We start from the raw sequence: 20,083 nt of genomic DNA, 5'->3' as shown, positions 1-20,083 counted from the left end.
GACGGAACGCGGCGCTCCGCCTCCCGTGATCCGTACGCGGCGCGAGTTCATCCATTCCACGATCGACGCATCGACGCAGGGACGAAACGGAACCCCGGAATGACTCAGACGACCCTGGCCAAAGCACCGGAACCGGCGCCCGGGCCAGTGGACCCCCCGGCCCCCGCCGCGCCCCCCGCGAAGGGGGACCGCCTGCGCGCCCTGGACGGCCTGCGGATCCTCGCCGCCCTGATGGTGTGCACCTTCCACTACGCGGGGAAGGGGCAGGTGGGACACGCGTGGGGCCAGTCCCCCAAGGAGCTCTTCCCCGATCTGTCGGCGGTCGCCACCTACGGCTCACTGGGGGTGCAGCTCTTCTTCGTCATCAGCGGTTTCGTCATCTGCATGAGCAGTTGGGGCCGTTCGCTCGGTGACTTCTTCCGCTCCCGCGTCTCCCGCCTCTACCCGGCCTACTGGGCGGCCATCGTCCTCACCACCGCCGCGTGCGTCGCCCTGCCGTCGGTCATCGAACCCCTGCGCCTCGACGAGGTGCTGGTGAACCTGACGATGCTCCAGCAGCCGATGGGGGTGGACCGGGTCCTCGGCGTGTGCTGGACCCTGTGGGTCGAGGCGCGCTTCTACCTGCTCTTCGCGCTCTTCGTGGTGTGGAAGGGCGTCACGTACCGCCGGGTCGTCATCTTCTGCTGCCTGTGGACGGTGGCGGGGGTGTTCGCCCGCGTCGCCGACAACCCGCTCACCGACGAACTGGTCATGCGCGACCACGCGCCGTTCTTCATCGGCGGCCTCGCGCTCTACCTGATCCACCGTTACGGCAGCGATCTCCTGCTCTGGTCGATCGTCGCCACCAGTTGGCTGCTCGGGCAGCGCTACTCGACCACCGCGCTGTGGGACCCGAACGCGACCAACGTCTTCCAGGAGCGCTCCCCCTACGTGATCCTGCTCCTGGTCACCCTCGCCTTCGGCGCGGTGGCGGCCGTGGCCCTCGGCTGGCTGCGGTGGGCGAACTGGCGCTGGCTGACCTTCGCCGGGGCGCTCACGTACCCCTTCTACCTGATCCACGAACACCTCGGCTGGTTCGTGATCGCCGCCTACCACCAGAAGTTCGGCCTGGACGCGCGGCTCACGTTCGTCGCCACGATCGTCTCGCTGCTCGCGGTCGCCTGGCTGATCCACCGGCTGGTGGAGAAACCGGTCGGCCCGCGCATGAAGCGCCTGATGAAGCAGCAGGCCGAGCGGGTGCGGGCGTAGCGGGGACCCGATCGGCCTGACGGAATGGCTGACGCGGGTGGGCCGCCCCTACACTCCACACAACGCCGCGTAACGCGTCGTGACGGCCGATCCACAGGGAGTGCGCATGAAGGCGAACAAGGGCGACCGGCTGGTCATGCACGGCAGGGTGGTCGGCAAGCAGGACCGCGTCGTGGAGATCGTGGAGGTGCTGGGCCCGGAGGGCACGCCGCCCTTCCGGGTACGCGCCGCTGACGGCCACGAGACGATCATGTCGCCGGGCCCCGACACCATGGTCGAACACCGCAAGGGCAACGACTGACACCCCGGAGCCGCGCCCGCCGGCGGGCGGTTCAGTGCGCGATGGTGTCGATCAGCTCCCGCGCACCCTGGCGCAGCAGCGCGAGGGCGACGGACGCGCCGAGATCGGCCGGGCTGAGCAGCCCGGCCCACTCGTGGGCGTTGAGCACGGTCTTGCCGTCCGGGGTGAAGACACAGGCGCGCAGCGAGAGGTCGCCGTTGGGGCGGGCGGTGGCGTATCCGGCGATGGGGCTGTTGCAGTGCCCCTGGAGGACGTGCAGGAACATCCGCTCGGCCGTCGTCTCGCGGTAGGTGTCCGGGTCTCCGAGGCCGCTGACCGCGTCGATGAGCACCGTGTCGTCCTCACGGCACTGGAGGGCGAGGACCCCGGCGCCGATGGGCGGGCACATCGTCTCGGGCGACAGGATCTCCGTGATCACGTCAGCGCGGCCGATCCGCTCCAGCCCGGCGGCGGCGAGCAGCAGCGCGTCGGCCTCCCCCGCGGCGAGCTTCTCCAGCCTGCGGTTGGCGTTGCCCCGGAACGGGACGCACTCCAGATGCGGGTGGGAGGCGGCGAGTTGGGCGACCCGGCGCACGGACGACGTACCGATCCGCGTCCCTTCGGGAAGCTGGTCGAGGGTCAGCCCGCCGGGGTGGATCAGGGCGTCGCGGATGTCGTCCCGCTTGAGGAACGCCGCGAACGTCGTCCCCGCGGGCAGCGGCCGGTCCGCCGGTACGTCCTTGACGCAGTGCACCGCGAGATCCGCCTCGCCCGCGAGGAGCGCGGCGTCGACCTCCTTGGTGAAGGCGCCCTTGCCCTCGACCAGGGAGAGGTCGCCCATCCACTTGTCACCGGTGGTCTTGACCGGCACGACCTCGGTCGCCGTGCCGGGATGGAGCACCCCCAGCTCGGCACGGACCCGCTCCACCTGGGCCAGGGCCATGGGCGAGTCGCGGGAGACGATACGGATCAGCTCAGGAGCGGACATGCCTCCACGATAGACCGCCCGAGGGCCACCCCAGGACCGCCGTCGGGTGGACGCCACGGCCCCCGGGCGCCGTCAGACGCTGCTGAGCGAGAGCTTCGCCGCGAAGCCCAGGAACATCGCCCCGGCCGCCGTCGTCATCCCCGCCGAGAGGCGCTTACGGCGGCGGAAGGCCGCCGCGAGGCGCGTACCGCCGAATATGAGCGCCGAGAGGTAGAGGGCGCTGGCCGCGTTGGCGAGGAGGCCGAGGAGGACGAACGAGAGGGCGGGGTGGGCGTAGCCGGGGTCGACGAACTGGACGAAGAAGGAGATGAAGAACAGGATCGCCTTCGGGTTGAGCAGACTGATCATCAGTGCCTTGCGGTACGGTCGCTCGGCCGCCGGGGCCGTCTCCCGTCCGCCGTCGGCCCCCGCCTCGTCGCGTTCGTGCCGGGCGCGCCACATCGACCACGCGGCGCGCAGCATCCCGACGGCCAGCCAGGTCAGATAGCCGGCGCCCGCGTACTTCACGATGCCGAACAGCACGGCGTTCGCCTGGAGCAGCGAGGCGACGCCCGCCGCGGAGAGCACCATCAGGACCGTGTCACCGCACCAGACGCCCGCGGCGGCCTGGTAGCCCGCGCGTACCCCTCGGCGGGCCGCGACCGAGAGCACGTAGAGCGAGTTCGGGCCCGGCAGCAGAACGATCAGGACGAGGCCGACGAGATAGGTCGGCAGATCAGTGACACCCAACATGTACCGGAGTGTCGCATACGAGTTCGATGCCGCGCCGGGGGAATCCGGCTGCCGGACACCGCCCCCGAAACCGGCGGAACACCTCAGTACGCGTCCACCGGAACGTACGTCCCCCACACCTCCCGCAGCGCGTCGCAGACCTCCCCCACCGTCGCCCGCGCCCGGAGCGCCGTCCGCATCGGGTGGAGCACATTGGCGGTGCCCGCCGCCGCCTCCCGCAGCTCCGCGAGCGCCGTCCGTACCGCCGTCGCGTCCCGCTCCGCGCGCAGCCGCGCCAGCCGCGCCGCCTGCCGGGTCTCGATCTCCGGGTCGAGCCGCAGCGGGGTGTACGGCTCCTCCTCGTCCAGGGTGTACCGGTTCACACCGACGACCACCCGCTCGCCGCTCTCCGTCTGCCGGGCCACGGCGTACGCGGCGCGCTCGATCTCGCCCTTCTGGAAGCCCCGTTCGATGGCGCCGACCGCGCCGCCCATGTCCTCGATCCGGGTCATCAGCGCGAGCGCGGCGGCCTCCACGCCGTCCGTCAGCCGCTCGACGGCGTACGAGCCGGCGAACGGGTCGACGGTCGCGGTGACGTCCGTCTCGTACGCCAGCACCTGCTGGGTACGGAGCGCGAGGCGCGCCGCCTTGTCGGAGGGGAGCGCGAGGGCCTCGTCGTAGGAGTTGGTGTGCAGCGACTGCGTGCCGCCGAGGACCGCCGCGAGGCCCTGGACCGCGACCCGGACGAGATTGGTCTCCGGCTGCTGCGCGGTGAGCTGTACGCCCGCCGTCTGGGTGTGGAAGCGCAGCATCAGCGACCGGGGGTTCCGCGCGCCGAACTCCTCGCGCATGATCCGGGCCCAGATCCGGCGCGCGGCCCGGAACTTGGCCACCTCTTCGAGGAGCGTGGTCCGCGCGACGAAGAAGAAGGAGAGCCGGGGCGCGAAGTCGTCCACCGCCATGCCGGCGGCGAGGGCCGTCCGTACGTACGCGATGGCGTCGGCCAGCGTGAACGCGATCTCCTGCGCGGGCGTGGCCCCGGCCTCCGCCATGTGGTAGCCGGAGATCGAGATGGTGTTCCACCGCGGGATCTCGGCGCGGCAGTACCGGAAGAGGTCGGCGACCAGCCGCAGGGAGGGCTCCGGCGGGAAGATGTAGGTGCCGCGCGCGATGTACTCCTTCAGTACGTCGTTCTGGACGGTCCCCGTCAGCTCCCGTGCCGGAACGCCCTGTTCCTCCGCGACCAGTTGGTAGAGGAGCAGCAGCACGGCGGCGGGCGCGTTGATCGTCATCGAGGTGGAGACCTCGCCGAGCGGGATCCCGTCGAACAGCACCCGCATGTCGTCGATCGAGTCGATCGCGACGCCGACCCTGCCGACCTCGCCGCGCGCCAGGGGCGCGTCGCTGTCGTACCCCATCTGCGTCGGCAGGTCGAAGGCGACGGAGAGGCCGGTCGTGCCGTGCGCGATGAGCCGCCGGTAGCGGGCGTTGGACTCGGCGGCGGTGCCGAACCCGGCGTACTGCCGCATCGTCCACGGCCGGCCGGTGTACATCGTCGGATGGACGCCCCGGGTGAAGGGGTACGCGCCGGGCTCGCCCAGCTTCTCGGCGGGGTCCCAGCCGGCCAGCGCGCCGGGCCCGTACACCGGCTCGACGGGCAGCCCGCTCTCGGTGACCCTGACGCCCCGTCCGGCGCCGGGTCCACGGGCCGGGTCCGGCACGGGATCCGGCGTCGGGTCTGATGTGGGATCCGGCGTCGGGTCTGACGTGGAATCTGGCGTCGGGTCCGGCGTGGGATCTGCCGTGGGATCCGTCATGGGATGCCGCCTCCCGTCGCTGACCGCCGGTCACTACGGACTGTAGCGGCGGCCGGTCGTCCGCGCGCGCCCGGAAGTCGCCCGCGCGCCCGGGAATTCGGGAGTTACGGGCACACGGGCGGCGCCGGCGCGGGATCATGTCACTCCGGTCACTCCGGTCCGGCAGCGCGCCGGGAACCGTCTTCTTCTCTTCGGGGAGCCGCGAAGATGCTCACGACATCCGCCCTGTGCAGAGGGTTCGCCACGGCCGCCGTACTGGCCGTGAGCGTGGGTTGTACGGTGCAGCCGGGCACGGGCGAGCCGGCGGCCGACGCCAAGGGCGGGGACTCCCTGGGGGTGAGCGTCGGCCCGCTGCCCGAGCGGACCACGGCCACGCCCACCCCGCCCCCGCCCGCCCCGACGGCCGCGTCGGCCCGCCCCGCCACCGACCGGACGGCGCCCCCGGCACCCACGACCGCACCGCACGAGGCCCCGCCGCCGAGCCCGAGTCCGTCGCGGACCGCGCCCCCGACCCTGATGGCGACCGGCGGCCAGAGCGACCAGGTGCGCGAACTCCAGGCCCGGTTGGGCCAGATCGGTTACTTCGACCGCGCGCCCACCGGCTACTACGGCTCCGTCACCGCCGGGGCGGTCTCGGCCTTCCAGGACAGACGAGGGCTGCCGAGGACCGGCGCGACGGACACCGTCACCTGGCAGCGGCTCCTCGGCATGACCCGCACACCGACGGCCGACGAACTCACCCCGCCCACCACCAAGCCGGTCGCCAAGCCCGATCCGCGATGCATGAAGGGGCGGGTGATGTGCATCAGCAAGACGAGCAGCACGCTCTCCTGGATGATCAACGGGAAAATAGAATCGTCGATGGACGTGCGCTTCGGCTCGGAGTACACCCCCACGCGCGAGGGGACCTTCGAGGTCGGCTGGAAGTCCCGGCACCATGTCTCGACGCTGTACGACTCCCCGATGCCGTACGCGATGTTCTTCAGCGGCGGCCAGGCGGTGCACTACTCGGAGGACTTCGCGGCCCGCGGCTACTCGGGCGCCTCGCACGGCTGCGTCAACGTCCGGGACGAGAAGAAGATCGCCGCCCTCTACGCACAGGTCAAGACGGGCGACAAGGTCGTCGTCTACTGGTGAAGAGGGGCGCGGGCGGGACCGGGGGAACGTGTCCCGCCCGCGCCGATGCGCTGAGCCGAAGGTACGGGGGGAACCCCGGCTCGATGCGCTGCCGATGACCAGTCGGCTCACTCTTTACTGCGCCATGGCCCGGAAAAGTGTCACACCGGACGCCGCGGCATCGGAGAACAGCAGGTCAGGACGGGTCCGGGCGGTCGGACGGAGCCGCCTCGCTCGCCACCGGGTCCGCCGGGTCCGTCACGGTATCCGTCGCGGCGTCCGTCGGGCGCCGCGATGTCTCCGGCACCGGTGTCCCGTACGGGGGAGGCGCGGTGGTCGGCAGGGTCGGTGGCGCGGGGGTGAGCTGCGGCTGCCCGCTCTCTCCCTGGCCGCCTTCTTCTCCCTGCCCGCCTTCCTCCCCGTGCCCGCCTTCCTCGCCCTGACCACCCTGATCGCCCTGTCCGCCCTGACCTCCGTGGCTGCCGAAGCCGTTCCGGTCCTTGCCGCCGCCGTTCCGGTCCTTCCCGCCGCCGCCCCGCAGGTCGCCGTCGAGCAGCCGGTCGCAGTAGCGCTTCGTACCCCCGGGCTCGTCGGCCGCCGAGTCCAGTGCCTTCCTTCGCTCGGAGTCGATCGCGCCGCTGCGGTAGTCGCGGCAGGCGTCGACGGTCTCGCGGTACCAGGCGCCGGACGCCGGGTCCGTGTTCGGGACGAACCCCTCGCTCCGGCCGTCCGCCGACCCGGCCGGGGTGTCCTCGTCCCCCTCGGCCTCGCCCCGGGCCGCATCGGCCGTCGAGCCCGGCGCCGAGGGGGTGGCGGAGGGGGAAGCGGGCGTGCGCTGGCCCGCGCCGTCCGCGCTCGGGCGGTCCGAGGGCGGTGCGGACCGGTCGTGGCCGCGGTCGGCGGAGTCGGAGGACAGCGGCCTCGGGGAGACGCCCGCCGAGACGGAGCCGGCGGGCCCGTGGCCAGGGCCGCCGAAGAACGAGGGCAGCACGGTGGCGCCCGCCGCGACGGTGAGCCCGCCCAGCGCGCAGCCGGCCACCGCGACGACCAGACCCCGCCTCAGCGGACGGCCGCGCCGCCGCGCCCGTACGGTCCCGGGCGCCAGGGCGAGCCGTACCGTACCCAGCAGATCCGTGCCGCCTTCGGCCTCGCCGGCCTGCCGGAAGGCGGCCAGGGCGGCCGCCTCGCCGGGCAGTTCCTCATCGTTTGCGTACGTGACGGCGGACATGTCCCGCAGTGCCCCGGAGAGCCGTTCCCGCCGGGCCCGCGCATACGCGTCCGGGTCCTCGACAGGGTCACCGCGCAGCAGTCTCTCCGCCGCGTCCTTGTCGAGCCACGCGTCCCGCTCGTCGGCCATCACATGTCCTTCTGCGTCCGCAGGCGCGAATACGTCACACCTGTGGAAGCGGCGGCTCCCGGTCGTGGGCTGCGCTGCGGAGGTACGGCGGCCAGCCCCGCAGGGCGGCCGGCGTCGCCCGGAGCGCCGTCGGCGGAGGCACCGGAAGCGTCACCGGGGCCGCCGTCCGCCCCGGCGTCCGCGTCGAGGAGTTCGGCCAGGCGCTTGAGCCCGCGGTGCGCGGCCGTCCGTACCGCACCCGGGCGCTTGCCCAGGGTCTTGGCCGCGCTCTTCGCGTCGAGCCCGACCACCACCCGCAACACCACGGCCTCGGCCTGGTCCTGGGGGAGCTGGGCGATCAGCTCCATCGTCCGGCCGGTCGCGAGGGCCTCCATGGCCTCGTCCGCCGTGTCCGAGTCGGCCGCCCGGCCCGTCAGTTCCGTCTCGTCGGCGCCGATGGCGGGGCGTCTGCCGCGCATCCGGAGGTGGTCGAGGGCGCGGTTACGGGCGATGCGCGCCGCCCAGCCGCGGAAGCGGTCGGCGTCGCCGGTGAAGCGGTCGAGGTCGCGGGCGATCTGGAGCCATGCCTCCGAGGCCACGTCCTCGGCGTCCGGCTCGCCGACGAGTGTCCGTAGGTAGCCCAACAACCGCGGGTGCACCGCGCGATACACAGTACGGAAGGCGTTCTCGTCCCCGTCCTGCGCCGCCAGCACCGCGGTGGTCAGCTCCGCGTCGTCCCCCAGCACTCCCACAACCTGTCCCGAAATCGCGGCCCGTCGCCGCCGCGCCACCCCACGCGCTCCTGCACGCTACGGCCTTACCCGGTCCGCGTCCACGCCTAGTACAACCTGCAACAACTTGCTGGCGTTATGAGGTGTGACACAAAACGCCTCCGCGGCGCTGATACGAGTACGGGGTCGTGCTGCGGCTCCGGCGGACGACGACCGGGGCCTCTCCTGTGGGGGGTGGCGGCCCCGGTCGTCCTCACGTTCGTCCGCAAGGAACTGGCTCGTAGCGGTGTCGTCCGGCCGGACTGACACCGGTGGGTCCCGCCGACTGCCTTGCCCCGGGTCCACCTGCCGCCACCGGCACAGACGTGCCCGCAGCCCGATCGGGAGATCATGCGCGACGGGGGGTGAAGAGCATGACCCAGTGGTCGTTCTCGGGGTCGTGCAGCATCTCGCTGTCGAACGCGAGCAGACCTCTCGCCGGATGGTTGACGCGCTTCGTCGCGGACCTCCATGTGCCGATCTCTCCTCGGTCCCAGTGGCGGCTGAACTCGGGGCTGCTCGTCGACAGCTCGCGAAACAGAGACCGAAGACGCTCATCCTCCGGGTAGAGACTGAGTGCTTTGCGCAGTTCGGCGGCGGACACTCGGGACAGTTGCTCCGCTCCCTCGTTCCCGAGCACCTCGCGGAGTCCCGCCGACGTGAACGCCTGGTGGACGATGTTGTGGCCGTACTCGAACCGCACGACCTCGCGGCCCTGCGCCGTATCGGCACGGCGGTCGACGCCGCCATCAAGCGCGGGAACCCCCCCCCCCCCCCCCGCGGCCGCCACGACGCCGCCTCCGCCCGGAACAGCGACGCACCAGGCTGACGTCCACGAGGGGCACGAGCCCGGTATCACCGACGACGGGACGTCACCGGGTGCGGGAGATCGAGCACCAGGCCAGTGAGCCCAACGTCCGGCGGGTGCTCTCGCATCGGCACCTGGCGGACGGTCTCGGCTCCGTCAGCGGTGTGACCGGCCGAGTGTGGCGGTGTCGATGACGTACCGGTAGCGGGCCTCGGCGGCGACGACCTGGTCGTACGCCTCGTTGATCCGGTCGGCCGGGATGACCTCGACCTCCGGCGTGATGCCGTGCTGGGCACAGAAGTTGAGGACTTCCTGCGTCTCGGCGATGCCGCCGATGCCCGAGCCGGCGAAGGACAGCCGGTTGGTGAACGTCATGAAGACGGAGATGGGCAGCGGTTCGGCGAAGGCGCCGACGTTGACCCACACGCCGTCCAGGGTGAGCATCGGCATCAGCCGGTTGAGGTCCACGGGCTGGGGGACGGTGTTGACGACCAGGTCGAAGGTGTGCGCCAGCTTGTCGAGCGTGGACTGCTCGGTGGTGAGGTGGAAGTGGTCGGCGCCGAACCGGCGGGCGTCGCGCTTCTTGCCCGGTGTGCGGGAGAGGACGGTGACCTCGGCGCCGAGCGCGTGGGCGATCTGGACGCCCATGTGGCCCAGTCCGCCCAGGCCGTTGATGGCCACCTTCGTGCCGCGGCCGGCGCGCCAGTGCTTGAGCGGCGAGTACGTGGTGACGCCGGCGCACAGGATGGGCGCGGCCTTCTCCAGCGGGATGCTCTTCGGGATCTTCAGGACGAAGTCCTCGTCGACGACGACGTGGGTGGAGTAGCCGCCCTGGGTGATGGTGCCGTCCCGGTCGACGCTGCCGTAGGTCTGGACGTTGCCGTTGAGGCAGTACTGCTCCAGGCCCTTGCGGCAGTTGGCGCACGTACGGCAGGAGTTGACCATGCAGCCGACGCCGACGCGGTCGCCGGCGCGGTGCCGGGAGACCTTGCTCCCGACCTGGGTGACGATGCCCGCGATCTCGTGGCCGGGGACGAGGGGATAGGTCTGCGGGCCCCAGTGGCCCCGTACGGTGTGGATGTCGGAGTGGCAGATACCGGCGAACTTGATCTCGATCAGCACATCGCGCGGACCTACGGCGCGGCGCCGGATCGTGGTCGGTACCAGTGACTCGGTGGCCGAAGGAGCGGTGTACGCGGGGACGTTGAACGGCTTGTCCCCGGCGACGGCCGCCCCGGCGGGCGGAGTCGCGGTCGCGGCGCCCCCGCCGGTGCGGTCGGTGGTGAAACCGGTCAGCGGCGCCACCGTCGCCGCGGCGGCAGAGGTGCGGAGTACGGATCGGCGGTTCCAGTTGCTGCGTGTGGCAGACATGGCTGTCATCCTTCATCTCGATGGGATTTCAGGGCGGCGAGCATCATCAGGGCGGGCAGCGGGGCACGGGCCGTCACCGGAATATCCGTTCCGGGCAAGCCCTTACTCCCCCGCTCGGCGGCCTTCGCCCTGGCTGCTGCCGGTGGAGCGGTACTCGGCGGCCCGGCTAGAACCAGGACGGTCCGGCGTTGACGTAAGGAGCCTCCAGGACGGCTGCTTCCTCGTCGGTCAACCGGAGTGCGAGTGCGTCGACGGCCTGTTCCAGATGGTGCGGCTCGGTGGCTCCGACGATCGGGGCCGAGACCAGCGAGTTGCGCAGGACCCAGGCGAGTGCGACCTGGGCCATGGTCACGCCGCGGGTTTCGGCGAGTCGCTGGACGGCGTTGATGACCGGTCCGTCGTGCGGGTTGTCGAAGGACCGCACGACGTGGTCGGTGCGGGAACGCGTACTCTGCTCGCCGACGGGGCGGGCGAGGCGGCCCTTTCCGTTGGGAGAGTAGGGGACCAGACCTACGCCCATGTCGCCGCACATGGCCATGAGTTCGGGTTCGTCCTGGCGGCGCAGCAGGTTGTACTGGTTCTGCATGGACACGAAGCGGGTCCATCCGCCGAGGTCGGCTGCGTGCTGGAGTTTGGCGAACTGCCAGGCGTACATGGACGAGGCGCCGATGTAGCGGACCTTTCCGGCCCTGACGACGTCGTGCAGTGCCTCCATGGTCTCTTCGACCGGTGTCTCGTCGTCGTACCGGTGGATCTGGTAGAGGTCGATGTAGTCGGTGCCCAGCCGGGACAGGGAGGCGTCGACCTGTTCGAGGATCGCCTTGCGGGACAGGCCCTCGCCGCCGGGGCCGTCGTGCATCTTCCCGCGGACCTTGGTGGCGAGCACGATGTCCTCGCGCCGGGAGTACTCGTCGATGGCGCGGCCGACGATGTCCTCGGAGGTGCCGGCCTGGTAGACGTTGGCGGTGTCCCAGAAGGTGATACCCAGCTCGACGGCCTGCCGGAAGAACGGTCCCGCGGTGTCCTCGGTCAGCGCCCAGGGATGGGCTCCGGGGACGGTGGGGTCGCCGTAACTCATGCACCCCAGGGCGAGTCGGCTCACCTTCAGACCGGTGGTGCCGAGACGGACGTACTCCATGGTGACGCTCCTTACAGGTCGCGGGGGCCGTGCCGGGGCGGTCGCGGTACGAGGGGGGTGCCGCCCCGGACAGGACCTAGTGGGTGGTGTAGCCGCCGTCGACGGGCAGGGCGACGCCGAGGACGAAGCCGGCGGCGGGGCTGCACAGCCACACGGCGGCCGCGGCGACCTCTTCGGCCTGGCCGAGACGGCCGATGGGCTGCTGCTTCATGATCTCGGCCATGGCTTCAGCCTGGCCTTCGAGCATGTCGGCGACCATCGGGGTCTCGATGACGCCGGGGCAGATGGCGTTGATGCGGATGCCCCGGGGGGCGTACTCGACCGCGGCGCTCTTGGTCAGGCCGATCACGCCGTGCTTGGAGGCGTGGTAGGCGGCGCGCTCGGGCAGCCCGACCAGTCCGCCCAGCGAGGAGCAGTTGACGATCGCGCCGGAGCCCTGGGTCCGCATCTGGCGCAGTTCGTGCTTCTGGGCGGCCCAGACGCCGCGCAGGTTGACGGCGTTGACGCGGTCGAAATCCTCGGCGCTCTCGTCGGCGGCGTCCGAGGGCGGGGCCTGGATTCCGGCGTTGTTGAACGCCATGTCCAGGCGGCCGTACGTGTCCACCGCGCTCTGGACCATGGCGGCGGCCTGGTCCTCGTCGGTCACGTCGCACACCACGCCGATGGCCTGGTGGCCGGCGTCGGTGAGTTCCTTGGCGGCGTTCTGGACGGCGTCCTTGTTGACGTCGGCCAGGACGACGGCGGCGCCGGCCTCGGCGAAGGCGCGGGCGGCGGCCAGGCCCATGCCGGAGGCCGCGCCGGTGACCAGGGCGACCTGGCCTTCGAAGTTGTACTGCGGGTTCACGGGAAGGATTCCAATCTCCGGACGGTACGGGTGCCGGCCGGTGCTGCGTGGACTTTCGGGGGTGCGCTTCGTGTGTCAGGGGCGCAGGAGGGCCTTGATGGCGCGACGCTCGTCCATGGCCTTGTAGCCCTCGGCGGCCTGGTCCAGGGGCAGTTCCAGGTCGAAGACCTTGCCCGGGTTGATCCGGCCGTCCAGGACGCGCCGGATGAGGTCGGGCAGGAAGGCGCGGACCGGTGCGGGGCCGCCGCGCAGGGCGACGTGGGAGAAGAACAGTTCCTCGCCGTCGATCCGCACGCCGTGCGGGACGCCGACGAAACCGACGTGGCCGCCGGGGCGGGTGGAGTTCAGGGACTGCCGCATGGAGTCGGCGGTGCCCACACACTCCAGGACGGCATCCGCGCCGATGCCGCCGGTCAGCGCCTTGACCCGGGCGACGCCTTCCTCGCCGCGCTCGGCGATGATGTCGGTGGCGCCGAACTCGCGGGCCAGCTTCTGCCGCGGCTCGTGCCGGGACATGGCGATGATCCGCCCGGCTCCCAGTTCCTTGGCGGCGATGACCGCACACAGCCCGACCGCGCCGTCGCCGACCACCACGACGGTGTCGCCCGGCTCGACCTGGGCGGCGACGGCCGCGTACCAGCCGGTGCCCATCACGTCGGAGCAGGCCAGCAGGCTGGGCAGGTGCTCGTCCGCGACATCGCCGGGGACATGGACGAGGGTGCCGTCGGCGAGCGGGACACGGACGTACTCGGCCTGGGCGCCGCCGACGAACTCGCGGTGCAGGCAGTTGGTCTGGTAGCCGTTCTCGCAGTGGGGGCAGGTGTTGTCGGAGGCGAAGAACGATCCGACGACAAGCTGGCCGGGCTTGACACCGGTCACCTCGCTGCCGACCTCTTCGACGATGCCGACGTACTCGTGACCGCCGGGCGTGGGCCCGGCGACCTCGTTGATGCCGCGGTAGTCCCACAGGTCCGAGCCGCACACGCAGGTCACGACGGTGCGGATCACCGCATCGGTGGGCTGCTGGAGGGCGGGCCTGGGCCGGTCTTCGACCCGGACGTCACGGGGGGCGTACAGCACAGTTGCGCGCATGGTTCTTTCCGTAGTCGCGAGAGGTGCGTGGCGGGGCGCCGCAGGGTCGCGGGCGCCCGCGGAGGTCAGGGGGTGCGGGCGGGGCGGCGGGGGCCGGTGTACTCGTCATCCGTGACGTGCTCCAGCCAGTCGACCTCGTCGCCCTCCCACAGCGCGATGTGTGTCATGAACCGGTCCGGGGCCGCGCCGTGCCAGTGCTCCTCACCGGCCGGGGTGAAGATCACGTCCCCGGGGTGGGCCTCGACGATCTCGCCGCGGGCCTGGATCAGGGCGATGCCCTCCACGATGTAGAGGGTCTGGCCCAGGCCGTGGGAGTGCCACGCGGTCCGGGCGCCGGGAGCGAAGCGCACCATGTTCGCCCGCGTACGGGAGGGGCCCTCACCGCGGTGGATCACATCCGCCCACGCATCCCCGGTGAACATCTCCGCCGGCAGCTTCACTGTCGCCGGGGGCTGGATGATCTCCATGATCGTCTCCTTGCATACGCTCTGTCGTGGTCGGGCCACGCACTGGTGGAGGCAGAGGGGCCGGGGCCGGCTCAGGAGTCGGTCAGGACGCCGCGTGCGACCGTGAGCGCGGACATGGCCTTGGGCCACCCGGCGTAGAACGCCAGGTGCGTGACCGTCTCGACCAGCTCCTTGTCGCCCACCCCGTTCTCGCGGGCCTTGCCCAGGTGGAAGGCGAGCTGCTCGGTACTGCCGCTGGTGATCAGGCTGGCCACGGTCACGAGGCTGCGGTCACGGGCGGACAGGTCCGGGTTCTCCCACACCTGCCCGAACAGGACGTCCTCGCTGTATCCGGCCAGCGCCGGGGCAAGATCCCCGAACTGCTCACGCGCCCCCACGGTCTGCTTGTTCTCCGACATCGAAGGCTCCTTTCCTCGGACGCCCGGCGCGTCCCCGACGACTGGCCGGGGAACGGGCATCCGGCTTCCATTCCGCTCCGCGGTCACGGTGTGCGCCACCGGAGCGGGCGGTCGGCCGGTTTGTCGGCCCGCTGTCGAGGAAACAGCGGCTCGCAGGCGCACGGAAGGACCCGTCAATGCGTGTACTCGCAGTGCACCTCTCCCGCGCCAGGATCGTCGTAGCCTCGATGACATGGACAACCGAAGCGAGGTCCGCGCGTTCCTCACCAGCCGCCGCGCCAAGATCACCCCACAGCAGGTCGGTCTTCCGGACTCCGGGCACCGACGGGTCAAAGGGCTGCGGCGCGAAGAGGTCGCGATGCTCGCCGGGGTCAGCGCCGAGTACTACGCCCGGATGGAACGCGGCAGCCTCTCCGGCGCCTCCGAAGCCGTCCTCGACTCCCTTGCCCGCGCCCTCCGGCTGGACGACTCCGAGCGCGCCCACCTCATGGACCTGGCTCGCAGCGCCGGCACCACCCGCCGCCCCGCACGCCGCCGCGCCGCACAGTCCGTCCGGCCCGCCTTGCGGCAGCTCCTCGACGCGATGACCGACGCGCCCGCCTTCATCCGCAACGGCCGCCTCGACATCCTGGCCGCCAACCGCCTCGGCAAAGCTCTCTACTGGCCCCTGTTCCAGGACCCCGCCCGGCCGGTCAACATCGCCCGCTACCAGTTCCTCAATCCCGCCGCCGGCGAATACATGACCGAACTGGGCGCCCAGCGGGCCGCAGCCGCCGCCCTCCTGCGCACCGAGGCAGGCCAGGACCCGTACAACCGTGACCTCAGCGACCTGATCGGGGAGCTGTCCACCCGGAGTGAAGCCTTCCGCTCCCTGTGGGCCGCCCACGACGTGCGCCTGCACCACACCGGTGTCAAACGCTTCCACCACCCCGGCGTGGGCGACCTGACCCTCACCTTCGAAGCCCTGCCCGTTCCCACCGACCCCGGCCTCACCCTCACCGCCCTGAGCGCCGGACCCGGTACCCCCGCCCAGGACGCGCTCAAGCTCCTCGCCACCTGGTTCGCCACCCTCGACCACGACGAGGCAGCGTCGCCCGCCCCCACCGGCAGCGAACACACCGTGTGACCACGCGCCGCCTCAGGTCGGGCGTTGGGCGCCTTGTGCCTGGTTGCCACAGCGCGCACATGGGCGCTACCGGGCCGGCCGGATCCACAGCAGGCGGTCGGCGGTGTCGGACCTGGTCGTGGCGCGCGGGGAGGTGTTCGTCGAGGTCACATAGACGCCGTCCTGGTAGGGCAGCACGGCGCGCGCCCGCTCCCCGGAGCTGAAGACCGGCTCCAGCCCGTCCTTGTCCTCGTCGGCCGCGTAGAGGATCTGGGCGCCGAGCGCCGCCACGAGCAGATCATTGCCCGCGAAGGCGATGCCGGACGGCGCCCATGTGCTGTCGCCGGAGCTGATGAAGGGAGCCTCCATGCCCGCCCGCCGGCTGTCGTCCTGGACGAGCGGCCACCCGTAATTGCCGCCGGGGACGATGCGGTTGATCTCGTCGTGGGCGGACTCGCCGTGCTCCGCGGAGTAGAGCCGGCCGTCGCTGTCCCAGGCCAGCCCCTGAGGGTTGCGGTGCCCGTAGGAGTAGACGTAGGAGTCGTCGAAGGGATTGCCCGCCGCTGGCCGGCCTTCGAGATCCATCCTGAGGATCTTCCCGGCCAGGCTGTCCCTGTCCTGCGGGAAGTCCTCGTTGTGGACCCAGCCCGTGGTGGCGTACAGATTGCCGTCGGGCCCGATCGCGAGCCGTCCCCCGTTGTACAGCTCGTGTCCGGGGATGCCGTCGAGCAGGCTGCGCGTCTCCGTCCACGTCGTCCCGTCGTAGTGGACCTGGGCTATCCGGTTCGCGAGGGCGGATCCCTCGGCGTACGTGTAGTAGATGTACGCGGTACCGGTGTCGGCGAAGTCGTCGGCGAGGGCGAGTCCCATCAGCCCGCTGCCGCCGTCGTGCCGGACGGGGTCCGAGGTGCGCACCTCGGACCGTTCGAGGTTGCCGTCCACGTCGATCGTCGCGAGGGTGCCCTCGACCTCGGTCACGATCAGTGTGCCGTCGGAGATCCTGACTTCCCAGGGGTAGTTCAGTTCGTCGCTGACGACCGTGACGTTCCAGTCGTCGGTGGTCAGCCCGGTCAGGCCGGGGCCGGTGTAGTCGCTGCCGGCCGCCGGGTCCGGTCCGGTGTAGGAGGACGAGGTCCGGGGCGTCTCCCGCTCGGTCGCGGGTGCTGAACAGGCCGCCAGGGTGAGCACGGTGGTGAGGGCGAGGGCGAGGTGTCTCTTCATGGGATTGTCTCCAAGAGGTGTGCCGGGCGGACAACAGCGCCGGGGGCCTGCCTGGACGCCCCGCCGCTGCCGGAGAGGCATTTCCTGAACCGGCAGCTCGACGCCGGGGCGGTCGGGCCCCGGGTGGTGACGCCGCCGTTCCGGCCTGCGCTCTCGTGGGGTCACGTGCGTGAGTTCAGAACGTCCTTGGCCACAGGCAAGGCGGAGAAGACCCTGGGCCAGCCGGCGTAGAAGGCGAGCTGGTTGAGCATTTCACCGGCTTGGGCCGACGTCAGTCCGTTGTCCATGGCCCGGCCCAGGTGGTACGTGAGCTGTTCCGACTGCCCGTTGGTGATCAGCGAGACCACGGTCACCAGGCTGCGGTCCCGCGGCCTGAGGTCGGGGCGGAGCCACAGGTCCCGGAAAACGACATCGCGGGTGCTCTCGACGACTCCCGGAGACACCGCATCGAAGTCGGAGCGGACATCATCGTCGCGAGTCTTCTCGGCTTCCTGGTCCAACGGCAGCAGATCGGGCTGAACCGCGGGGAGCTCGGACTTCTTGACGCCTCGCTCGTCGAAGACGCTCCTGATGCCCGGGATCGCCGCTCGCGCGTTCTGCCAGCCGCTGTAGAACGCCAGGTGTGTGACGGCTTCGGAGATCTCGCGCGGCCTCACGCCGTCGCCGATCGCCTTGTCGACGTAGAAGGGAAGCTCGGCGGTGTGCCCGCCGGCGATCATGTGGGCGACCGTCACGAGGCTCCGATCGCGGTCCGAGAGCCCCGGGCGCTGCCAGAGCCGCAGGACGTCCTTCTTGTGGTACGCGTCCAGCGCAGGAGCCACGTCCCCGACATCCGCCATGGCAGTTGTGGAACCGGCCTGGCTCTTCTCGGTGTCGTCCTCCGTCGCACTGCACCCCACCAGGGCTACCAGGGCGGTCACGACGGCGATGCTCGGCAGTACACGGTGCTTCACTGGTGAACCTCTGCTTCTCGGGGGGCGACGGCGCTCAAGGTGGCGTGCGGCGCCCGGCGAATGCGATGCCGGCGCACGGGCCGGATGCCGGCTCCAGCACCGCGACAGGTGACAAGATCGAGGACATCGCAGGTCAACCGCGCGTGGAAGGACCTGATGTGAGGTGTATTGGCAGTACATCCCATCGCGGGAACTCTCGACGGAACCTCAACGGCATCCCTGGCCGTACCGCCGGAGGAGCTCGACCCAAAGTCCTGGCGGGCAGGAAAGCGTGATCGTGCCGGCACAGGCCGGGCCCCGGCACCTGATGTCGGCGGGCTCGGGTCACGGGCGCGAGAGAGCGCTTCAGGCGGTGCCCCGAGCGGGGGAACGCCGGGCGACCGGGGAGGGACCGGTCGCTACGACGCCCGGTCCTCCGTGCGAGGTACCGATCGAGACCGGCCGCCGTCCTGGTCGGTGGAGGCCGCCCAACTGGCGAGTAGTTTCAGGCCGTCGTGGGATGCGGTGCCGGGCTCGGCGCTCATGGCGACGAGCGTCAGACCTGGATCGGTCGAAACGGGCAGGGACTCGAAGCCGAGGCTGAGGGGGCCCACGGCCGGATGACGGAATCTCTTGGTCCCGCTCCGGTGGAGCTGGACGTCATGCGCGGCCCACAGGGCACGGAACTCCTCGCTGCGGGTGGAGAGTTCCCCGATGAGCGCGGTGAGGTCCGGGTTGTACGGGTCAAGTCCCGCCTCGGTGTGCAGGAGCGCCACCGTGGCAGCGGACATGGACTCCAGGTCGGGCAGGAAGTCGGCGGCGGCGGGGTCCAGGAAACCGAACCTGGCAAGGTTCGCAGGCTGGACGGGGCTGCGGAGCACCGGCCGGTACAGAGCCTGGCCGAGCCGGTTGGTGGCGAGGATGTCCAGGCGGCCGTTGCGGATGAACGCGGGGGCTTCCGTCATCGCGTCAAGGAGGTTCCGCAGGGCCGGACGGATCGGCCGCGGGGGGCGCCGGTGCTGCTTGCGACCGGTGGAGTTCGCCGTCCGTGCCAGATCGAGCAGGTGTGCGCACTCGGCTTCGTCGAGTTGCAGGGCCCGCACGAGCGAGTCGAGCACGGATTGGGAGACGCCGACGAGGTTGCCGCGCTCAAGCCGGGCGTAATACTCCACACTCACCCCGGCGAGCGAGGCGACCTCCTCCCTCCGCAGGCCAGGAACGCGCCGGTTGCCACCGTACGAGGGCAATCCGGCCTGCTGCGGAGTGATCTTGCCACGCCGACTCGTCAGGAACCTGCGGATCTCCCTGCGGTGGTCCATGCCGTCGAGGCTACGTCGACCCGCACCGTCGTGGGGTGTCCTGTCAGTACACCCATCCGCAGGCCCTCCCACGCCACCGCGGACTGCGGTTTCGTCATGGACAGCCGCGGAGCACAGCGGTGGACGGCTGGCCCGCCACTGTCAGGCAAGGAGATACGGCCCGGCGCCACGGCGGAAGGAATCGCAGGAGCGGGCGGACCGGTCCGGGGGACTGCCGTCCGCCGGCGAAGCCCACTGAGACAGGACGTGACCACATGCGGTTGCCGAGCAGCCGGTTGAACCGGCGCACCGTACTTCGATCCGCCGCGGCCCTGACCGTACCCCTGCCGCTCGTGGCGGCCAGTGGCGGCATCAGCAGTGCGGCAACACCGAGGAGGAACAGCATGGAGCTATTGGAGAAGCGGCCGACCGGAAAGGGACCGGCGGAGAATTTCGCGGGAGACGTCTGGTTCGATGTCATCCACCAGGGCGAAGAGCCCTCCCGCGCGCGGGCGAACATGGTCCGCTTCGCTCCCGGCGCCCGCTCCGCCTGGCACTCGCACGGCCTGGGGCAGACCCTCTACATCGTCGAAGGCATCGCCCTCATCCAGTCCCGCGGCGGCAAGATTCTCGAAGCCCACCCCGGCGACATCGTCTACACACCGCCTGGCGAGCAGCACTGGCACGGTGCCGCGCCCGACCACTTCATGACGCACCTTGCACTGTGGGAGAACCCCGGTCCGGGCGGCGGTCCGGAAAACACATGGCTGGAGCACGTGCGTGAGGCCGAATACAACGGCCCGCGCGACAGCACCCGTTGTTGAGCCGGAGCAGCGCCACGGTATGACCTCGCACCGGACACGTCTCGGTGGCCGACGGTTCAGCGGGACATCCGGGCATCATTTCGTGCCCTGCCGCCACGGAGAGCCTGGGCGTTGGTCATCGCGACCCCGCCGAGCACGACCGCGCCGCCTGTCGCTTCCGCGACGGTGAACGGCTTCCCGAGCGCGACGGAGATGAGCACGGTGAAGACCGTGATCAAGTTCAGGAACACTCCAGCGCGCTCGGGCGGGATCGTCGTCAGGGCTCGGTTCCACAGCGCGGCGGAGATGACCGATCAGCGATACAAGTGCTTGCGGGGCG

The 20,083-nt window shown here is 71.1% G+C and carries 21 protein-coding genes; 5 read left to right on the top strand and 16 right to left on the bottom strand.

The window, feature by feature from the left end; all coding sequences use genetic code 11:
- The first annotated feature begins 99 nt into the window (after positions 1-99).
- Both ACIO3P_RS17225 and ACIO3P_RS17220 read left to right on the top strand, forming a co-directional pair.
- Positions 100-1,248 carry an acyltransferase gene (locus tag ACIO3P_RS17225; protein WP_329828853.1) on the top strand — a complete coding sequence of 383 codons (1,149 nt, stop codon included), beginning with the start codon at positions 100-102 and terminating at the stop codon, positions 1,246-1,248.
- Positions 1,249-1,354: 106 nt separating this feature from the next.
- A complete protein-coding gene (locus tag ACIO3P_RS17220) occupies positions 1,355-1,549 on the top strand; it encodes a DUF1918 domain-containing protein (protein ID WP_329828851.1) in 195 nt (64 codons plus the stop codon).
- A 31-nt stretch (positions 1,550-1,580) separates the two neighbouring features.
- Here the strand turns inward: ACIO3P_RS17220 and hemC are convergent, their stop codons facing one another.
- The 3 genes from hemC to ACIO3P_RS17205 form a co-directional block, all read right to left on the bottom strand.
- Positions 1,581-2,516 carry a hydroxymethylbilane synthase gene (gene hemC / locus ACIO3P_RS17215; RefSeq protein WP_401851710.1) on the bottom strand — a complete coding sequence of 312 codons (936 nt, stop codon included), beginning with the start codon at positions 2,514-2,516 and terminating at the stop codon, positions 1,581-1,583.
- Between the two features lie 72 nt (positions 2,517-2,588).
- On the bottom strand, positions 2,589-3,248 hold the full coding sequence (gene leuE / locus ACIO3P_RS17210; RefSeq protein WP_399290605.1) for a leucine efflux protein LeuE: 660 nt from the start codon (positions 3,246-3,248) through the stop codon (positions 2,589-2,591).
- A gap of 83 nt (positions 3,249-3,331) precedes the next feature.
- A complete protein-coding gene (locus ACIO3P_RS17205) occupies positions 3,332-4,948 on the bottom strand; it encodes a methylmalonyl-CoA mutase (protein ID WP_401851712.1) in 1,617 nt (538 codons plus the stop codon).
- Between the two features lie 303 nt (positions 4,949-5,251).
- Between ACIO3P_RS17205 and ACIO3P_RS17200 the strand changes: the two genes are divergently transcribed.
- Positions 5,252-6,181, top strand: a complete 930-nt coding sequence (locus ACIO3P_RS17200) for a L,D-transpeptidase family protein (protein WP_401851715.1) — start codon at positions 5,252-5,254, stop codon at positions 6,179-6,181.
- Between the two features lie 175 nt (positions 6,182-6,356).
- Here the strand turns inward: ACIO3P_RS17200 and ACIO3P_RS17195 are convergent, their stop codons facing one another.
- The 9 genes from ACIO3P_RS17195 to ACIO3P_RS17155 all read right to left on the bottom strand — a co-directional run bounded on the left by ACIO3P_RS17195 (position 6,357) and on the right by ACIO3P_RS17155 (position 14,384).
- On the bottom strand, positions 6,357-7,517 hold the full coding sequence (locus ACIO3P_RS17195; protein WP_401851717.1) for a hypothetical protein: 1,161 nt from the start codon (positions 7,515-7,517) through the stop codon (positions 6,357-6,359).
- Positions 7,517-8,242 carry an RNA polymerase sigma factor gene (locus ACIO3P_RS17190; RefSeq protein WP_401851720.1) on the bottom strand — a complete coding sequence of 242 codons (726 nt, stop codon included), beginning with the start codon at positions 8,240-8,242 and terminating at the stop codon, positions 7,517-7,519. The genes ACIO3P_RS17195 and ACIO3P_RS17190 overlap by 1 nt, the downstream gene beginning before the upstream one ends.
- A 373-nt stretch (positions 8,243-8,615) precedes the next feature.
- Entirely contained in the window at positions 8,616-8,969 is a 354-nt protein-coding gene (locus ACIO3P_RS17185) for a hypothetical protein (RefSeq protein ID WP_401851723.1), read from the bottom strand.
- Between the two features lie 261 nt (positions 8,970-9,230).
- Entirely contained in the window at positions 9,231-10,445 is a 1,215-nt protein-coding gene (locus tag ACIO3P_RS17180) for an NAD(P)-dependent alcohol dehydrogenase (protein WP_329828821.1), read from the bottom strand.
- Positions 10,446-10,611: 166 nt separating this feature from the next.
- Positions 10,612-11,583 carry an aldo/keto reductase gene (locus ACIO3P_RS17175; protein WP_329828819.1) on the bottom strand — a complete coding sequence of 324 codons (972 nt, stop codon included), beginning with the start codon at positions 11,581-11,583 and terminating at the stop codon, positions 10,612-10,614.
- A 76-nt stretch (positions 11,584-11,659) separates the two neighbouring features.
- Entirely contained in the window at positions 11,660-12,427 is a 768-nt protein-coding gene (locus ACIO3P_RS17170; RefSeq protein WP_329828818.1) for a glucose 1-dehydrogenase, read from the bottom strand.
- A 75-nt stretch (positions 12,428-12,502) separates the two neighbouring features.
- A complete protein-coding gene (locus tag ACIO3P_RS17165) occupies positions 12,503-13,519 on the bottom strand; it encodes a zinc-dependent alcohol dehydrogenase family protein (RefSeq protein WP_329828817.1) in 1,017 nt (338 codons plus the stop codon).
- Positions 13,520-13,584: 65 nt separating this feature from the next.
- A complete protein-coding gene (locus ACIO3P_RS17160; protein WP_329828816.1) occupies positions 13,585-13,986 on the bottom strand; it encodes a cupin domain-containing protein in 402 nt (133 codons plus the stop codon).
- Between the two features lie 71 nt (positions 13,987-14,057).
- Entirely contained in the window at positions 14,058-14,384 is a 327-nt protein-coding gene (locus ACIO3P_RS17155) for a carboxymuconolactone decarboxylase family protein (protein WP_329828815.1), read from the bottom strand.
- Positions 14,385-14,616: 232 nt separating this feature from the next.
- Here ACIO3P_RS17155 and ACIO3P_RS17150 point away from each other — a divergent pair, with 232 nt between their 5' ends.
- Entirely contained in the window at positions 14,617-15,510 is an 894-nt protein-coding gene (locus ACIO3P_RS17150) for a helix-turn-helix transcriptional regulator (RefSeq protein WP_401854526.1), read from the top strand.
- Positions 15,511-15,576: 66 nt separating this feature from the next.
- On the opposite strand, the gene ACIO3P_RS17145 is transcribed toward ACIO3P_RS17150, so the two are convergent.
- The 3 genes from ACIO3P_RS17145 to ACIO3P_RS17135 all read right to left on the bottom strand — a co-directional run bounded on the left by ACIO3P_RS17145 (position 15,577) and on the right by ACIO3P_RS17135 (position 18,961).
- Positions 15,577-16,710: a sorbosone dehydrogenase family protein gene (locus tag ACIO3P_RS17145; protein WP_329828813.1), complete on the bottom strand. Its 1,134-nt coding sequence runs from the start codon at positions 16,708-16,710 to the stop codon at positions 15,577-15,579.
- Between the two features lie 161 nt (positions 16,711-16,871).
- Positions 16,872-17,630: a carboxymuconolactone decarboxylase family protein gene (locus ACIO3P_RS17140; RefSeq protein ID WP_401978170.1), complete on the bottom strand. Its 759-nt coding sequence runs from the start codon at positions 17,628-17,630 to the stop codon at positions 16,872-16,874.
- Between the two features lie 431 nt (positions 17,631-18,061).
- On the bottom strand, positions 18,062-18,961 hold the full coding sequence (locus tag ACIO3P_RS17135) for a helix-turn-helix transcriptional regulator (protein WP_329828811.1): 900 nt from the start codon (positions 18,959-18,961) through the stop codon (positions 18,062-18,064).
- A 383-nt stretch (positions 18,962-19,344) separates the two neighbouring features.
- On the opposite strand from ACIO3P_RS17135, the gene ACIO3P_RS17130 reads away from it, so the two are divergent.
- Positions 19,345-19,764 carry a cupin domain-containing protein gene (locus ACIO3P_RS17130; protein WP_401854530.1) on the top strand — a complete coding sequence of 140 codons (420 nt, stop codon included), beginning with the start codon at positions 19,345-19,347 and terminating at the stop codon, positions 19,762-19,764.
- Positions 19,765-19,820: 56 nt separating this feature from the next.
- Here the strand turns inward: ACIO3P_RS17130 and ACIO3P_RS17125 are convergent, their stop codons facing one another.
- Positions 19,821-20,051: an EamA family transporter gene (locus ACIO3P_RS17125; RefSeq protein ID WP_329829656.1), complete on the bottom strand. Its 231-nt coding sequence runs from the start codon at positions 20,049-20,051 to the stop codon at positions 19,821-19,823.
- Between the last annotated feature and the right edge of the window lie 32 nt (positions 20,052-20,083).

The sequence above is a fragment of the Streptomyces sp. NPDC087310 genome (assembly GCF_044744405.1).
Classification (GTDB): Bacteria; Actinomycetota; Actinomycetes; order Streptomycetales; family Streptomycetaceae; genus Streptomyces.
This window is presented reverse-complemented; position numbering and strand designations above follow the sequence as displayed.

What these genes read in the sequence shown, in the direction of transcription:
- ACIO3P_RS17225 (WP_329828853.1), top strand. Translation starts at nt 100, where the DNA reads ATGACTCAGACGACCCTGGCCAAAGCACCGGAACCGGCGCCCGGGCCA.
- ACIO3P_RS17220 (WP_329828851.1), top strand. Translation starts at nt 1,355, where the DNA reads ATGAAGGCGAACAAGGGCGACCGGCTGGTCATGCACGGCAGGGTGGTC.
- hemC (WP_401851710.1), bottom strand. Translation starts at nt 2,516, where the DNA reads ATGTCCGCTCCTGAGCTGATCCGTATCGTCTCCCGCGACTCGCCCATG.
- leuE (WP_399290605.1), bottom strand. Translation starts at nt 3,248, where the DNA reads ATGTTGGGTGTCACTGATCTGCCGACCTATCTCGTCGGCCTCGTCCTG.
- ACIO3P_RS17200 (WP_401851715.1), top strand. Translation starts at nt 5,252, where the DNA reads ATGCTCACGACATCCGCCCTGTGCAGAGGGTTCGCCACGGCCGCCGTA.
- ACIO3P_RS17195 (WP_401851717.1), bottom strand. Translation starts at nt 7,517, where the DNA reads ATGGCCGACGAGCGGGACGCGTGGCTCGACAAGGACGCGGCGGAGAGA.
- ACIO3P_RS17180 (WP_329828821.1), bottom strand. Translation starts at nt 10,445, where the DNA reads ATGTCTGCCACACGCAGCAACTGGAACCGCCGATCCGTACTCCGCACC.
- ACIO3P_RS17175 (WP_329828819.1), bottom strand. Translation starts at nt 11,583, where the DNA reads ATGGAGTACGTCCGTCTCGGCACCACCGGTCTGAAGGTGAGCCGACTC.
- ACIO3P_RS17165 (WP_329828817.1), bottom strand. Translation starts at nt 13,519, where the DNA reads ATGCGCGCAACTGTGCTGTACGCCCCCCGTGACGTCCGGGTCGAAGAC.
- ACIO3P_RS17160 (WP_329828816.1), bottom strand. Translation starts at nt 13,986, where the DNA reads ATGGAGATCATCCAGCCCCCGGCGACAGTGAAGCTGCCGGCGGAGATG.
- ACIO3P_RS17155 (WP_329828815.1), bottom strand. Translation starts at nt 14,384, where the DNA reads ATGTCGGAGAACAAGCAGACCGTGGGGGCGCGTGAGCAGTTCGGGGAT.
- ACIO3P_RS17150 (WP_401854526.1), top strand. Translation starts at nt 14,617, where the DNA reads ATGGACAACCGAAGCGAGGTCCGCGCGTTCCTCACCAGCCGCCGCGCC.
- ACIO3P_RS17145 (WP_329828813.1), bottom strand. Translation starts at nt 16,710, where the DNA reads ATGAAGAGACACCTCGCCCTCGCCCTCACCACCGTGCTCACCCTGGCG.
- ACIO3P_RS17135 (WP_329828811.1), bottom strand. Translation starts at nt 18,961, where the DNA reads ATGGACCACCGCAGGGAGATCCGCAGGTTCCTGACGAGTCGGCGTGGC.
- ACIO3P_RS17130 (WP_401854530.1), top strand. Translation starts at nt 19,345, where the DNA reads ATGGAGCTATTGGAGAAGCGGCCGACCGGAAAGGGACCGGCGGAGAAT.